Annotated in this window: 10 protein-coding genes; 6 read left to right on the forward strand and 4 right to left on the reverse strand. The window is 58.6% G+C overall.

What is annotated here, in order from left to right:
• Positions 1-1071, reverse strand: coding sequence for a helix-turn-helix transcriptional regulator (locus ACH518_RS06960; protein ID WP_445372374.1), 1071 nt, complete (start codon positions 1069-1071; stop codon positions 1-3).
• A 357-nt stretch (positions 1072-1428) separates the two neighbouring features.
• Here ACH518_RS06960 and ACH518_RS06965 point away from each other — a divergent pair, with 357 nt between their 5' ends.
• A complete protein-coding gene (locus tag ACH518_RS06965) occupies positions 1429-3522 on the forward strand; it encodes an ATP-binding protein (RefSeq protein ID WP_445372375.1) in 2094 nt (697 codons plus the stop codon).
• A gap of 11 nt (positions 3523-3533) precedes the next feature.
• On the opposite strand, the gene ACH518_RS06970 is transcribed toward ACH518_RS06965, so the two are convergent.
• The 3 genes from ACH518_RS06970 to ACH518_RS06980 all read right to left on the reverse strand — a co-directional run bounded on the left by ACH518_RS06970 (position 3534) and on the right by ACH518_RS06980 (position 6489).
• The gene (locus ACH518_RS06970) at positions 3534-4184 is read right to left on the reverse strand and encodes a response regulator (RefSeq protein ID WP_278209656.1); all 651 of its coding nucleotides are present in this window, start codon (positions 4182-4184) and stop codon (positions 3534-3536) included.
• A 119-nt stretch (positions 4185-4303) separates the two neighbouring features.
• Positions 4304-5377 carry a LuxR C-terminal-related transcriptional regulator gene (locus tag ACH518_RS06975; protein WP_445372376.1) on the reverse strand — a complete coding sequence of 358 codons (1074 nt, stop codon included), beginning with the start codon at positions 5375-5377 and terminating at the stop codon, positions 4304-4306.
• A complete protein-coding gene (locus tag ACH518_RS06980) occupies positions 5374-6489 on the reverse strand; it encodes a helix-turn-helix transcriptional regulator (protein ID WP_445372377.1) in 1116 nt (371 codons plus the stop codon). The genes ACH518_RS06975 and ACH518_RS06980 overlap by 4 nt, the downstream gene beginning before the upstream one ends.
• A gap of 570 nt (positions 6490-7059) precedes the next feature.
• Here ACH518_RS06980 and ACH518_RS06985 point away from each other — a divergent pair.
• From ACH518_RS06985 to ACH518_RS07005, 5 genes are all read left to right on the forward strand, one after another.
• Positions 7060-8889, forward strand: a complete 1830-nt coding sequence (locus tag ACH518_RS06985; RefSeq protein ID WP_445372378.1) for an IucA/IucC family protein — start codon at positions 7060-7062, stop codon at positions 8887-8889.
• Positions 8886-10085: an MFS transporter gene (locus ACH518_RS06990; protein WP_445372379.1), complete on the forward strand. Its 1200-nt coding sequence runs from the start codon at positions 8886-8888 to the stop codon at positions 10083-10085. The genes ACH518_RS06985 and ACH518_RS06990 overlap by 4 nt, the downstream gene beginning before the upstream one ends.
• Before the next feature lie 35 nt (positions 10086-10120).
• Entirely contained in the window at positions 10121-11950 is a 1830-nt protein-coding gene (locus ACH518_RS06995; RefSeq protein ID WP_445372380.1) for an IucA/IucC family protein, read from the forward strand.
• Positions 11947-13179 (forward strand): type III PLP-dependent enzyme, encoded by a 1233-nt coding sequence (locus ACH518_RS07000; protein WP_445372381.1) that lies wholly within the window; start codon positions 11947-11949, stop codon positions 13177-13179. Before ACH518_RS06995 ends, ACH518_RS07000 begins: the two co-directional genes overlap by 4 nt.
• A gap of 204 nt (positions 13180-13383) precedes the next feature.
• A complete protein-coding gene (locus tag ACH518_RS07005) occupies positions 13384-15273 on the forward strand; it encodes a TonB-dependent receptor (RefSeq protein WP_445372382.1) in 1890 nt (629 codons plus the stop codon).

A 15273-nucleotide genomic window follows, 5' to 3' on the forward strand; every position in this document is an offset into this window, starting at 1 on the left:
CTAGCCGGCCTGCGCCAGCAGCCTGGGCAACAACTCCTCGCGTTGGCCGATATCCAGTTTGGTGTAGATTTTGCCGATGTGGTCTTTGACCGTGGTCAGTTTGATGTGCAGGCGTTTGGCAATGTGATCGTAAGACAAGCCTTCGGCAACGCATTGCGCGACTTCCTGTTGCATCGGCGACAGCGGCAAGTCCTGCATCGCCCGCAGAATTTTCAAGGCCACCGGTTCCTGGTGTTCGATGGTGACGCCGATCAGTTGGGAGCCTTGGTCCTGGCAATCGAACAGGCGGTAAGCGCGGAACCAAAATCGGCCGTAAGGGTTGATGTGGCAGAACTGCGGCGGCGGTACGTTTTGGCCGCGATAAACGGCGGTGAGATTGGCGCAAAGTTGCGAGAGACGGCTCAACAAACGGTCTTCGCGGCGGCCGTCGACCAACAGGCGGGGTAATCTGGCCATGCTTAATAACTGTTCGGCTTCCCGGCTCTGGCTCAGCAGTTCGCCCTTGCTGTTCATGATCATCATGCCGGTACGGCCGTTCTCGCTGTATTGCGGTTCGGCATAGGCCGAATTGCCCAAGGCGTGGACGATGTATTGCTGCACGTGTCCGAGCAGCATTTGTTCCTTGGTGCCGAACGGAGCCTGGTTTTTGCTGCGGTATAAACCCAGCACGCCGACCGGCCGCCCGTTCTGTGCTACCGGCATCCATAACACGTGGTGCATATCGAACGGCCGGTAGACCAAGTTGTACATGTCGCTACGGTAAAATTCGGGGTCGACGGTGCGAGCGTCGGCGATTGCCGGGTGGTCTTTAAACCAGGCAATCGCCCGTTGCTGCCTTTCCTGAGTGTGGAATTCGGCGACGATGGCCGGAATGGTGTCACGCATCCCGGCCAAATCGAAGCCGGCGATGTGGTACTGCGGGTAGAGTCTGGCGTCGGTACCCGAAAACGTATTGTGGTGCGATTGAATCAGAGCCGGCAATGCCCGCAAGAATTCGGCAATCACAATCTCCTTACTCAAACCCGAACAGCACAGCCGGCGCAGATAGGCGATTGCGTTAGATTGTTTCATGGCTTATTTCCCCCACTGGTTATTGTTTTGGGCCGGTCGCCAAACGCTGGCGCTTGCCGGCCTTGCAGTTTCGGGAAAAAGTATGCTGGTATTCGGTAGCCCTAGAAAATATGGCTGACAGCCTATGCCTTTCGGGGTAATCGGCTTTTATGTTAGGGCTTTGTCTGTCTCGATCTTAGCGATAGGCGGGCGTGCAATCTCGGGCTTTGCGCGCCGTTTGCGGCCGGCAGCCGGCCGAGCGCGTTGCGAGGCTAGTCCGAAAGAGATAGGCCGTCGTATCGATTGCAGGGCAGCCGCTCAGCCATTATCCTGCAGCCAGCGAAAATGCTCTCCCGATCAAGCTCAGCAGGATCAGCCATGAATAACTCGGACCGGAATCTCGAAGCGCAAATTGAAGTGGAACGGCTATGGGTGACGACCCGGCAGGGCAAATATGTGTTTTTTGTGATGCTACCGTTTACGATCTTGATTGTGGTCGGCTTGTGGCAGACCGCCGCCCATGGCCTGCTGTTGCTTTGGGCTTTGGTTTTGACGGGTATCAACCTGTTTCGCTGGGTTGTCCTGCACTATTACCACGTGCATAAAACGGCGTTGGTCGACAACGTGCCGAAATTCAAACGCCTGATTATGCTGGGTGCCGCGCTCAACGGTTTTTGGTGGGTCATGTGCCAGGTGTTTTTTTTGGACGCCAACGATCCGGTCAACGTGCTGGTGATTACCGTGCCGACGATTACTCAGGTTGTCGGGGTCATGCTGACCTGGTTTACCTATTTTCCGGCAGTGTTGGTCGTCAACATTCCGGCGACGATTGCGATCGACTATTTCCTGTTAAGCGAAGGCGGCGGCAACTACATCGTACCGGCCATCATTTTTTCGGTGCTGCCGATTATCAGCATTCCCAGCTCGCTAAGGCTGGCCGGGATGCTGAACCATGCCCTCCGCCTGAATTTCGAAAATGCTGCCTTACGCCGCGAGTCCGAGGAAAAATCCCTGTTGCTGGAAACGGCGCTGGAAAATATGGGGCAGGGCATCACGATGTCGGATACGGACGATCTGCTGCGCATGTGGAACCGCCAATTTACCGCCTTGCTGGGCGACGGAGCTGGCACTGTGGACAGCCATGCCAGGCTTTCAGAGTTATTGGCGGCCGCCAACCCACCGATCACGATCAGCGCGGAAGGCTCGAGCAATTATCGCGGTCCTGACGGCAAGGTCTACGAAATCCGCCAATCCGGGTTGGCGCACGGCGGCCGAGTTGTCACTTACACCGACATCAGCGATTTAATCAAACGCGAACAAGCTTTGGAAAAAGCCAAGCGCGAGGCCGAACAGGCCAATGCTGCCAAAACCCGGTTTCTGGCTTCGGCCAGCCACGATTTGCGTCAGCCGATACACGCACTGGGCCTGTTCTTCGCCGAATTGTCCGACCGGGTGGCGGCGCCGGAAACCCAGGGTTTGCTGGCCCAGATTGACGATTCGATCGCCGCGATCAATTCGATGCTGAATGCTTTACTGGACGTATCGAAATTGGATGCCGGCGTGGTCAAGCCGGCGATCGAGCCGTTCGCGATGGATGACTTATTCCAACGCCTGCAAAGCGAATTTCAGCCGATCGCCGCGGAAAACCGCAACCAGCTCAAGATTCGCCACGCCCCATTGCTGGTCAACACCGACCCGGCCATGCTGGAGCGGATGTTACGCAATCTGATCGGGAACGCGTTACGCCATACCGGGCATGGCCGGGTATTGGTCGCTGCCCGCCGGCGTTGCGGCAGTGCCGAAATCCAGGTCATCGATACCGGCCCCGGTATTCCGGACAATCAGCTCGACGAGATCTTCGTCGAATTTCATCAACTGCATAATCCGGCCCGCGACCGCCGGCAAGGGTTGGGGTTGGGCTTGGCTATCGTCAAGCGTCTGGCGAAACTGCTGAACCATAAGATTCGAGTCAAATCCCGCTTGGGCCACGGCTCTTGTTTCTGTTTGACCTTGCCGTTGGTGGCGGAAGCCGCGATCACCTTGCCCGGTCCCGAGCCGCAAAATGCAGTGTCGCCGTTACATTTGCTGGAGGATAGACGGTTGTTGGTGATCGACGACGATGTCGCGGTGCGGGACGGCATGCGCGGCCTGCTGAGCCGTTGGGGCTGCCGCGTGTTTGCCGCGGCCGACCTGTACCAGGCTTTGGCCGAGATCGACGATCATCAATTGCGGCCCGAATTGGCGATCGTCGATTACCGCTTGCCGGGCGATTTGTCGGGGATCGAGGTGGCGCGGGAACTGCGCCGCCGGTTGGCATATCCGCTGCCGATACTGATCGTCACCGGCGATACCGGGCCGGAACGTTTGCGCGAAGCCGATGCCAGCGGTTTTCCGTTACTGCACAAACCGGTGCAACCGGCCAAGCTGCGCAGTACCTTGCAGTATATGCTCAGCAAACCCGGTAGGGACTGAGCTCGGCGGAATCAGAGTCCTGTGGCCAGCGGCAACAGGCCGAGCCGAGCCGCCGCGGTGACGGCTTGGGTGCGATTGCCGGCATCCAGCGCGCGTAAGATCGCTGCGACATGCAGTTTCACGGTGCCTTCGGCCAGATTCAAGCGGCGGGCGATCGATTTATTGGGCAGGCCTTGCGCCATCAGTTCCAGTACCTCGATCTGGCGTGCGGTCAACGGGTGTTGGCCGGCATCGGTCTCGACTTTCAGCGTTGGCGCAACGTCGAGCTTGCCGAGCAGGCGCGGCGGAACGTAAATATCGCCCTGCAACACGATGCGCAAGGCAGTCAACATCTCGTGGCCGCTGCAAGATTTCGGAATGTAGCCGACCGCGCCGGATTCCAGGGCGGCGTTGACGTGCTGCGAGCTTTCCGAGCCGGACAAAACCACGATAGGCACGGTCGGCGCCTGCTCCCGCATGCCCGGTAGGGCGCTGAGGCCGTCTTGTCCCGGCAGATCGATGTCGAGCAACACCAAATCCAGATTGCGGCGGTGGCTGAGCAGATTCGAGGCTTCGCCGGTATTGGCCGCTTCGTGGACCAGCACGTTGTTGTCCAGTTGCTTTAACACATGCAACAGCGCTTCCCGAAACAAGGTGTGGTCGTCGACGATTAATATTTGCATGGTTGGGACAAGTCCTGAAAGGTAACGGGTGGCCGCCGTCGGCGAGACATTCAGTCGAGGGTTGCGACTTAGGTTAGCCCGATACCGCTCGCGTCGCCAATATTCCGTGAGGGTGCGGCCTAAGCCCTCAGTGCCAGCAACTTCGGCAATACCTCGTCGCGCTGGCGGACGTCGAGTTTGCCGTAGATTTTTCCGACATGGTCCTTAACCGTAGCCGGCTTGATGTGCAGCGATTGGCCGATTTGCTCGAACGAAATGCCTTGCGTCAATAGCATTGCCACTTCCTTTTGCGTCGGCGACAACGCCGAATGCTGTAGCGAGCGCAGCAGTTTCAGCTTCAGCGGCTCGCGGTGTTCGGCGCTGATGCCGATCAGGCTGCCGCTTTCGCCGCTTTGGCTTTCCAGCCAGTAGGCCCGGAACAGAAATTCGCCGGCCGCACCGGTGTGGCGGTAACAGGGCGGGGCGGCGCTGTGGCCGCGGGAAACCGCTTGTAATTTCGCGCAGAGGCGGGCCAGTTCCGTCATTAACAAGGCTTTTCCCCGGTCGTGATTGGCGTCGAGCGCCGGGGTAGATGCGGCGTGCAGTAACTTTCTCGCCTCCGGGCTTTGAAATAAGATTTTGCCTTGCGGGTCCATGACGATCACTCCGCAACTCGCCTCGCGTTCGTAGCGGAACTGGGCGTCGTTGGCCGCTTTTATCGCGTGGGCCAGATAGGGGAGCAATTGGCCGGCCAGTGCTTGATCCTCTCGGCCGAAGGGTTTTTGGGTTTTCGGTCGGTACAGGCGCAGCACGCCATTCGGTTTGCCGTTGTCGATGGTAGGCAGCCATAGCACATGGTGCATGTCGAAGCGGCGGTAGACGACATTGTAGATATCGCTTTGGTAAAAGCGGTCGTCCAGCAGCAAGGGGTTGGTGATGGCCGGATGGCGTTTCAGCCATGCCGCGGCCCGGCTTAAGCGTTCCGGCGTATAAAACGCCGATACCACCTCGACCATCGTACCGGCCATTTCGCTCATGTCGAAATCGGCAATACAGTAAGTCGGCCTGAGCTGCGCATCGACGCCGGAAAAGACGTTGCTGGTGGAAGGTATCAGGATGGGCAAGGTGCGCAGAAATTCGTTGATCACCAATTCCTTGCTCAGTCCGGAACAGCAAAGTTGGCGCAGATAAGCCATTGCGTGATTTTTTTTCATCGAAACCGCTCCGTTTCGGCCGGGTAGAGTTGTTCGCTAGAGCTTGCGGAGGCCGCCAGCAGCTTAGGCAGTAATTCTTCCCGCTGGTGAATATTGAGTTTGGTGTAGATTTTGCCGATGTGGTCCCTGACGGTGGTCATTTTGATATGCAGGCGTTGGCCAATCTTTTCGAACGGTTCGCCCTGGGCCAATAGTAGCGCTACTTCGCGCTGGGCAGGCGACAGCGGTTGGTCGCGGAGAGCTCTGAGCAGTTTCAGCGTCAAAGGCTGGCGATACTCTACCGTCACGCCGATCAGGCGCTCCGGCTGGTCGCCGCAACCGTTCAGCCAATAGGCTTTGAACAGATATTGGCCGGTGGCGGCATGGTGGCTGAATGACGGTGGCGGCGCATCTTCGCCGCGGTAGATGCCGAGCAGGTTGCGGCATAGTTCGGCGAGTTTGGCCAGCAGGCGGTCCTGACCGCGCATATCCCGCAGTAACCTGGGGTAGCGGGCGAGCTCCAAGAGCCGCGTCGCCTCCGGGCTTTGGAATACGGTCTTGCCTTGAGTGTCCATCACCAACATCCCGGAGCCGCAAGGCGGGCCGAGCTGGAAACTGTTGTCGTTACCGGCGCGGAAGGCATGCGCCAGATAGGGCAATAAACTCAGCACCCGGGTCTGGTCGCGGCCGTCGAACGGTTTCTGATGCTGCGGCCGGTAAAGCCCAAGTACTCCGGCTGCGCCGCCGTCCAACGGGAGCGGCAGCCACAGCACGTGATGCATATCGAATCTGCGGTAGATCAGGTGGTAAAGATCGGTCGCATAAAATCCTTGTTCCATCACCCTGGGATCGCCGATGCAGGGATGAGAGGCGAACCAGACGTTGGCGCGTCGTTGGCGCTCGGGAGTATGGTAGGCGGCGATAATTTCCGGAGCCGTGGCCGCCATGTCGGCCAATTCGAATCCGGCTATGTGGTAGACCGGTCTCAATTGGCTGTCGCCGACCGAAAAGGTATTGCTGTTCGACGGCACTACCAGCGGCAAGGTTTTGAGAAATTCGCCGATCGCGAGCTCACGGCTCAAGCCTGAGCAACAGATTTGGCGCAAATAAGCTAAAGCGTGGCTTTGTTTCATACCTGAGCCTTTGGCAGGGCTGGAGCGCCAGCTGGCGGACGGATTCATTATTGAAACATATTCTGTGTAGTCAAACATCCTCCCTATGGAGGGTGTTTTTGTTAGTGGACGAATATTGGAGGCACAAACGGAAATTAAAATGTTTTTTTGAGAATGATTATCATTTGTGGTATGGTGTCAGCGTCTTTGTTTTAGGCGTAAAACCATTGTTTTCTGCCTGTTCACATTGATCGTTTATATCGATTCTAGCCAGCCTGCTTTCCTAATCGCCGGAAAGCCGCCAGCCAATGATGTTGCAAGGGGACGTAATCCGTCGCTCCCCGGCATCGGCCGGTGCAAGATGTGTTTTTCAGCTTCGTCTCGGTCTTGCCGATCCTTTGCGGATGACGGCCTGCCGTCGCGGTTCGACGTGTCCTTTGCAGCGTTTTCCCGGTCTCGCGTCAGAGCGAGCCAGTAACGTTGGCTTTTTAAAGGGAAAAACTACGTGGATACGCGCGCCGCTTTTCTGAAGACAGCGAAATTCCTGTCGCTCCTCACGCTACCGGGCGCATCAGTCGTCGAGCAATCGGCATGAGTGGGGCGGCCGCTTGGGAGGTTTTTGCCGAGGCGCTGACTTCGCCTCACTATCCGGTCGCCCAGAGCCGGGTACTACGCCAATTGATCGAAGCTTTGCTGTTCGAGCAGGTGCTGATTCCGGAAGTTATACCGGAAGGCCAAGGCATGGCATGCTTTCAGATTCCGGCTCGGACCCAGCAGGGACGTTTGATAGGCTATCGCTGCCATGGCCGTATCAGCGAAAGCTTCGGCCGCATTCGGCTGGACGACTCGCCCATTCTGCGCATCGGCCCGGATACCGAGAGATCGGTTACTTCGATACAGGAGTTTCTGTTCGAGGTCGCAGCCAATATCGATATCGACGAAGTCTTGCTGGTGCGGTTTCTGCATGAACTTCAGCAAACGTTACTGAAGGATACCCTGTCGCGTTATACGCGGCGCTCCCACGGGCACGACCGCGATTTGACGGCGTTGGAAGGCCAAATGCAAGACGGCCATCCTTACCACCCCTGCTACAAGTCGCGGGTGGGCTTCGACCCGCTTGACAACTTTGCCTATGGGCCGGAGTTCGAACCGGAGGTTCGTTTGCTTTGGCTGGCCTTACGGCGCAGGCATGCCAGCCTGGCCGTTTGCCGCGATATGGATATCGATGACTTGCTGCGCGAGGAATTGGGCGCGGCGCAGTATGCGCAGTTCACTTCCAAATTGCGCAGCCTCGGGCTGGCGCCGCACGATTACCTGTTGCTGCCGGTTCACCCCTGGCAATGGCGGGAAAAGATTGCAAGCGGACTATTTCCGCTGCTGCAGCGTCAGGATCTGGTGTGGTTGGGGATGGGGGAGGAACGCTACCGGCCTTTGCAATCGATCCGCTCGCTTGCCAATGCCGACCGGCCATGGGCGGCAAATATCAAGCTGCCGGTCGGTATCGTCAACACATCCGCAGACCGCATATTGTCATGCCACAACGTAGAGAATGCAGCGCCGGTGTCGGACTGGCTGTGCGATATCCGCGAGCGCGATGCCACACTAATCCGTTACGGCTTGGTTTTCTTGCGCGAAGTGGCCGGCGTCACTTACCGCGATCGGAATCTGCCGCCGCTGCTGCAAGCTCAACAGTACGGCATGCTGGGTGCGATCTGGCGGGAAAGCGTCGATAGACACCTGCAAATCGGCGAGTCGGCCGCGCCTTTTTCCGGACTCTGCCAATGCGAAGCGGACGGGCGGCCGTTCATCGCACCGTGGGTCGAACGCCAAGGTCTCGGGTGCTGGCTCGATGCCCTGCTGAAAGCAAGCCTGCCGCCTCTCGTGCATCTGCTGTACGCCCACGGTATCGGCATGGAAGCACATGCGCAAAACATCGTGTTAATCCATCGCGACGGCCAGCCCTGCCGGATTGCATTGAAGGATTTGCCCGGCGGTTTGCGTTTTATGCGGCAGTATCTGGAGCTGCCCGAGCGTTGTCCGCCATTCGCGCCGACGCCACCGTTTCGTAGACAGGCTAATGTCGGCGCCGGCATGGAAGCCGTCGCACCGGAACAGGTGCGCGATTATTTTTTCGATGCGGTGTTTTTCATCAATTTCGGCGAGTTATCGCTGTTCCTGCGTCAACATTATGATTTGAGCGAGGCCGATTTCTGGGGGCGGGTTGCCGCATGCCTCTTCGATTATCAGGCATGCCATCCCGAACTTGCCTCGCGCTTTGCCTGTTTCGATCTGTTCGCGCCGACCGTCCAGGTTGAGCAACTCGCCAAGCGGCGGCTGTTTGCGGAAACCGAGCTGCGCTTGCAAGCAGTGCCGAATCCCTTGCATCGTCACTGGCGTCAGGTCGGCAAAGAGATGTTATGAACAGCCGCCGCATTGTTGCCGCGACGCTGGCGGGCCATTTCGCTGCCGCCGTTGCAGCCTTGGGTATGCCGCCGTTCTACGATCGCATTCTGCGCGAAGCGCTGGGTAGCGACGCCGTTTACCTGGCGGGTTGGTTTTTCGTCATCCCGACCTTGCTGGCGGCATTCGCCAATCCGTGGTGGGGAGCGTTGGCAGACCGGTTCGGCAAACGCCGGCTGTTGCTGCGCGCCCACCTGGGGCTGGCGGCGAGTTTCTGGCTCACCAGTTTGGCCGGTACCGTTTGGCAATTCGGCTTGGCGCTGGCATTGCAGGGCTTACTTGGCGGTACCTTCGCCGCCTCCAACGCTTATTTGGCAAGCATCGTTTCCGGGCATAGGTTGACCCGGTTGCTGACCCTGATGCAAGGATCGGCGCGAGCCGCCTTGTTTCTCGGGCCGGCGTCTATGGGCCTACTGGCGTCGGACCCGGAGCCGCTGGTTTTGTACCGTTATCTGGCCATTTTTCCATTGATCTCGGCGCTGCTGGTTTGCTGCCTGCCGGCCAATGGGTGCCGGGGGACACCAGCTTCAACCGATGCTCCGGCAGACGCCGCGCCGACCTCCGGCGAACGCGTCGACCCAGGCGGGCTATACGGTCTCCAGTTTACCTTCATCTTTGCCACGGTGATCACGTTCCCCTACTTCGTTCCTTACGCGGAGCGGAGCTTGGCCGGGCTGCCAAGCTTTGCACCGGGATTTCTGTTCGGCTTGCCGCACCTGGTTTATCTGGTGTGCGCCCTGCCAATGTCACGCCATTTGGGGCGGCAACGGCTGCTCGCCACGCTGTTTGCCAGTCAAGCGGTGCTGATTGTCACCTTGTTGGGCCAGGCATGGAGCCATGAGGTGATTACGGTGGCGGGTTGGCGACTTGCGATGGGAGTCGCAATGACCGCCGGCTATATCGCGCTGCACGGCCTGATTGCCGCGATCACCGATGCCGGCAACGCCGGCCGGCGCTTCGGTTCCCTCGAAAGCAGTACCAAATGGGGTGCCGTTGCCGCCGGACTGGCGGCGGGCGTCGCCGCCGACCGTTGGGGACTGCATGCGCCTTTTCTGATCGGCGCCGCCACGCTGGTGTTGGCGAACATGCACGCGCTATTACTTATGTCCCGGCACAGCCGGGGTACTTTCAAACAGCCAGCGAGCAGGACAGATTGACTGCGGCCAGCCAGCAACCTTTATTGGAGAATTCAATGCCAAGCCTAGCATTACACCGCAGTCCTAACGTCTCGGCAGCTTATTGCGCCGCCAGTCAACGCAGCCTGGAAACGCTGCTCAACTGTTATTGCCGGGAAGTGGCGATTCCGGAAGGCCATGCCAGCGTCGGCTCGTTTTTCGGCCAGCAGGATTGGCCATTGTCTTTGCGTTGCGCACTGGCCAACGGCCCGGCCTTGCATATTCTGCTGCCGCGTCTCGACAGCCGCCTGGTGGTTACGGTGCAACATGATTCGCCTACCGGCAATTACCGCTATTTATCTCAGGTCTATGCCAAAACGGGCGAGCAAGCGTGGACGAGGTTGGATTGGCGGACGCTGGCCGGCCTGATAATTCGCGATTTGGCCGTGCAGAACGACCAGCCGTTTAACGAAGAACTACTGGCGCAGATCGAAGACAGCGTTCAGGTCACGACGACCATACTGGAAGCCCCTTGGACGAACGCCGTCCCGGCCGATCCGATGCAGGCCTATCTGGACTCGGAGCAGTCGCTTACCTACGGGCATCCGTTCCACCCGGCACCGAAAAGCCGTCAAGGTTTTTCGGCCGAAGACCTACGCCGCTACTCGCCGGAATTGCGCGGCGGCTTTCTGCTGCACTATTTCGCCGTGCATCGGGATGCCGTGCATCAACAGTCGACGTTGGACCGGCAATGCAGCGACATCGTCGCCGCCCACGCACCGCATGGATTGGCAGCGGATGACGGTTATCTGTTGATACCGGCACATCCCTGGCAAGCGCGCTGGTTGCTGGAAAAGCCGTTGATCGCGGCGGCGATGCGCGATGGACGAGTCCGCGACCTGGGGGAGGCGGGCGACTTCTATTACCCGACGTCGTCGGTACGGACGCTGTATCAGCCCGGCAATCCGTACTTCTACAAGTTCTCGCTGAACGTGCGCCTGACCAACTGCGTGCGCAAGAACGCCGTTTATGAGTTGGAAGGTGCGTTGCAGATCAATCGCATCGTCAACCGCTTGGCACCCGAATTGCGCGAACTGTTTCCGGGTACGGCAATCTTGGACGAGCCTGCCTTTCTGTCGGTCGATCTGCAGAACGGCAACCCGCAACTCGACCGGGAAGTAACCGAGGGTTTCGGCCTAATTCTGCGCCGAGGCTTCGGCGCCGACAATCTGCTGCCTGGCGCAGTACCGCAACTGAGCGGCGCTTTGTTCGGCAATCATGTGTTGGGTGAGGCGCGTCTGGCAGCTCTATTGCAGCGGGTTGCCGAACGCGAGCGCCTGACGCCGGAAGCGGTGGCGGAAGAATGGTTTTCGCGCTACGTGCGGCAATTAGTCTACCCGGTGCTGTATTGCTATTTCGCACACGGCCTCGTTTTCGAACCGCATCTGCAAAATGTCGTCATCGGCCTGGTCAACGATTGGCCGGCGCAAATTTTTCTGCGCGACTTCGAGGGCGTCAAACTGGTAGCCGAGCGCTATCCGGCCGACAGCTTGCCTGCGATCAGCCAGCGCGCGCGGGAGGCGTTGTGGTACCCGGTCGAATCCGGCTGGCAGCGGGTGGCGTATTGTTTGTTCGTCAATAATTTCTGCGAGGCCATCCATCAACTTGGCGCCGGCAAGCCGGCATTGCAAGAGCGTCTGTGGCAGACGGTGCGCCGGCATTTGCAGCTTTATCAAGCCCAATACGGCAGCAGCGACTCGGCTCAGCGCATTGCCGCCGTACTAGCCGGAGAGCCTTTGCCAAGCAAGGGCAATTTGCGTAACCGCTTCCTCAAGCAAGCGGACCGGGCGGCGGACTACGTGCCCTTTGCCAATCCATTCGGCTATACGCATGAGGGGGCGGTATGAAGCTGGATTGGGAACGGGCGATTGCAGCGGCGCGCGATGCCCATGCCGCAGCGGATTCCCCTTTATGCGCCTATCTGTACGACCTGAATGCCTTGGCCCAGCATGCGGCGCGCTTACGCGCAGACTTGCCGAAACACTGCGATTTATTTTACGCGATCAAAGCCAATTCGGAACTGCCGCTGCTGACCACGCTGGCGCCGTTGCTGGATGGCTTCGAAGCCTCGTCCGGCGGCGAAATTGCCTGGATACGGCGGCATTTTGCACAGCTGCCGCTGATCTTCAGCGGCCCTGGCAAGCTGGATTCGGAGTTGGAGCTGGCAATAAAACATGGCGCTACCGTGCATGTGGAGAGCCTGCATGAACTGGAGCGGCTGGCAGCATTGGCCCGCGCCAGCGGCCAATCGGTATCGCTACTGTTGCGGGTCAATCCGGCGCTGGCGGAGCTTGCGACAACGACGCTGGTGATGGGCGGCAAGCCGACCCAGTTCGGTATAGCAACCGAACACATACCCGCCTGTCTGGAGCGGCTGCAGCAGGAACCGGCGCTGATTTTGTGCGGCTTTCACTTTCATTTGCTGTCGCATCAGCTCAATGCGGACAAGCATTTGCAACTGCTTGCAGCCTATCTGCGCCAGACCCGGCAATGGTGCGAACAATACGGTCTGCACATTGAACACATCAATGTCGGCGGCGGCATCGGCGTTAATTACCGCGAACCGCACCAGCAATTCGATTGGCCGCGATTCAGCCGGGGATTGGCCGATCTGCCGTTGCCGGAATGGCGCGCCGGCGACAGCCGGTGCCAGCCGCGTCTGCGATTCGAACTGGGGCGTTTCGTCAGCGCGTTCTGTGGCTATTACGCGACCGAAGTTGTGGATATCAAGGATGCCGGAGAACGCACTTTTGCTGTCGTCCGCGGCGGCACGCATCACTTTCGCACGCCTGCTGCGCAAGGGCACAGCCATCCGTTCCGGATATTGGCCGTGGAGGATTGGCCGCGCATCTATCGCCGCCCTGCGGTACGGGGGCGCCCCGTCACTGTGGTTGGCCAACTCTGTACGCCGAAAGACGTGCTCGCCAGCGATACGCCGGTCGAGCGATTGCGGGTTGGCGATCTGTTGCTGTTCCCGTATGCCGGTGCCTACGCCTGGCATATCTCGCATCACGATTTTCTACGCCACCCGCATCCCCGGCATATCTACCTGCCGGCGGAGCAAACGATTTTTTAATGTCATTACTCAGGAACAATACTCATGCCATCCCAATATTTTCGTCCCCATAGTCTGGCTTTAAGTCTCTCGGTCGTTTTCTCCACCGTTATCCATGCCGACGACAACGAACTTGCTCCAGTCGTGGTCAAGGCTACACCCGGTTCCGATTCGGTGAGAGGCAGCGGCGGCAGTGCAACCAAGCTGGACGTGCCGTTACGCGACGTGCCGCAAGCGGTGCAGGTCGTCAGCAAAGAATTGATCCGGGAGCAGGGGGCGCTGGAAATGAAAGACGTGCTGCGCAACGTCAGCGGTGTCATGCCGGCCCAAGGCGAAGGACGGCGCGACCAGTTTTATATTCGCGGTTTCGACGCTTCCCGAGATATGCTGGTGGATGGCATGCGTGACGATAGCCCCTACTTTCGCGATCTGGGCAACGTCGAGCGCATCGAAGTAGTCAAGGGGCCGGCCGCGGTGCTTTATGGGCGCGGTTCTGCCGGTGGCGTCATCAATCGCGTCACCAAAAAACCGGTGGCCCGATCTGTACGTGAAATCGCCGTTAGTGGCGGGAGCTTCGATCAGCGCCGGGTCGATCTCGATTTTGGCGACGCCTTGAACTCGCAGGCGGCTTTTCGCGTCACGGGTGCTTACGAGGCGGGCGACAGTTTTCGAGATATCGTCGATTCGGAGCGTTTCGTATTGTCACCTTCCTTCAGTTGGTCTCCGGGAGCCGATACCCGCATCTTGCTGCAAACCGAGTTCCTGCACCAAAATCGCACCCCGGACCGTGGCATTCCCTCGGTTAACGGTCGCCCGGCGAGGGTGTCGATCCATCATTTTTACGGCGAGAGTTCTGACTTCGCCAATACCGATGCCGGCAGTGTAAGGCTTAATGTGGAGCATGCAGTCAGTGACAAACTGACGTTGCGCAACAACTTTCAGTTTTCGGCCGTGGACCTGGTTGCGGCGAATACTCGCTCGCTGGGTCTAATCAATAACAATACCCAGGTGCGTCGCCAAATCACTTATTTCCCCCAGGATCAGATCAACTATTTGAATCAGAGCGAGGCTGTCTATAAATTGGACACAGGGTTGTTGCGACACACTCTTCTGGGCGGGGTAGAGTTCGGCTATCAGACGCGTAACCTGTTGGCAGCGGGTGTCACTACCAGCCCCGTGAGTCTGCAAGATCCGCAACACGTGCTCGCCGAACCGAATTTGGCAAGTTTACCCGCGTTCATCGACAACGATTTTTCCGCCCGTACCGTAGGGGCATATGCGCAGGATTTGTTGGAGTTGGGCGATCACTGGAAGGCGTTGACCGGGGTGCGTTTCGACAATTTCGAGCAACAACAGGATAACCATCTCACCCGGCTCAGCCAGAGTCGAACCGACTCGGCATGGAGTCCCCGCGGCGGTTTGGTCTACCAACCCAATGCCGAACATGCTTTGTACGGCAATATCAGTCGTTCGTTTCAGCCGGTCGGCAACGACTTCTTTTTTAACGGCTCGGATTTGGCCGCGATCAAGCCGCTGGAATCTTTGCAATATGAAGTTGGCGTCAAAAGCGAGTGGCTAAGCGGCCGACTGGTTTCAACGCTCGCGCTGTTTGATATTACCCAGCGCAACGTAGTCACCAAAGACCCCAACGACCCGGCGGGTCTGCGCACCGTGCAGACCGGCGAACAGAACAACCGCGGTGTGGAGCTCGATTTATCGGGTACTCTGCTTACGGGATGGAAGGTTTTCGGCAGTTATGCTTTCACCGATGCGCGGATCACTCAGTCCAATAATTTTGCCGTCGGCAACCGCCCAGGCAATATTCCGGAGCATGCCGCCAGCTTTTGGAGCACCTATGCGCTCAGCGACGCCTTCACCTTGGGCGGTGGTGTCTTCTATGTGGGAGACCGTTATGCGTTGGAGGACAATGTCGTGCAATTACCCTCGTATGTGCGATTCGACGCCATGCTGGCCTATCGGTACAAGGGGTGGAGGCTGGGCTTGAATGTGAATAACCTGGGTGACAGTGTGTATTACGAGTCAGCCAACAACAACAATCAGATCCAGCCTGGCACGCCGCGAACCTTTATGTTCGCGGCTCGAGCCGAGTTCTGA

The sequence above is a fragment of the Methylomonas sp. HW2-6 genome (assembly GCF_052474525.1).

Bases quoted from the DNA above. Each gene is read 5' to 3' on its own strand.
- ACH518_RS06970 (WP_278209656.1), bottom strand. From the start codon at position 4,184: ATGCAAATATTAATCGTCGACGACCACACCTTGTTTCGGGAAGCGCTG.
- ACH518_RS06985 (WP_445372378.1), top strand. From the start codon at position 7,060: ATGAGTGGGGCGGCCGCTTGGGAGGTTTTTGCCGAGGCGCTGACTTCG.
- ACH518_RS07000 (WP_445372381.1), top strand. From the start codon at position 11,947: ATGAAGCTGGATTGGGAACGGGCGATTGCAGCGGCGCGCGATGCCCAT.
- ACH518_RS06995 (WP_445372380.1), top strand. From the start codon at position 10,121: ATGCCAAGCCTAGCATTACACCGCAGTCCTAACGTCTCGGCAGCTTAT.
- ACH518_RS06965 (WP_445372375.1), top strand. From the start codon at position 1,429: ATGAATAACTCGGACCGGAATCTCGAAGCGCAAATTGAAGTGGAACGG.
- ACH518_RS06975 (WP_445372376.1), bottom strand. From the start codon at position 5,377: ATGAAAAAAAATCACGCAATGGCTTATCTGCGCCAACTTTGCTGTTCC.
- ACH518_RS06980 (WP_445372377.1), bottom strand. From the start codon at position 6,489: ATGAAACAAAGCCACGCTTTAGCTTATTTGCGCCAAATCTGTTGCTCA.
- ACH518_RS06960 (WP_445372374.1), bottom strand. From the start codon at position 1,071: ATGAAACAATCTAACGCAATCGCCTATCTGCGCCGGCTGTGCTGTTCG.
- ACH518_RS06990 (WP_445372379.1), top strand. From the start codon at position 8,886: ATGAACAGCCGCCGCATTGTTGCCGCGACGCTGGCGGGCCATTTCGCT.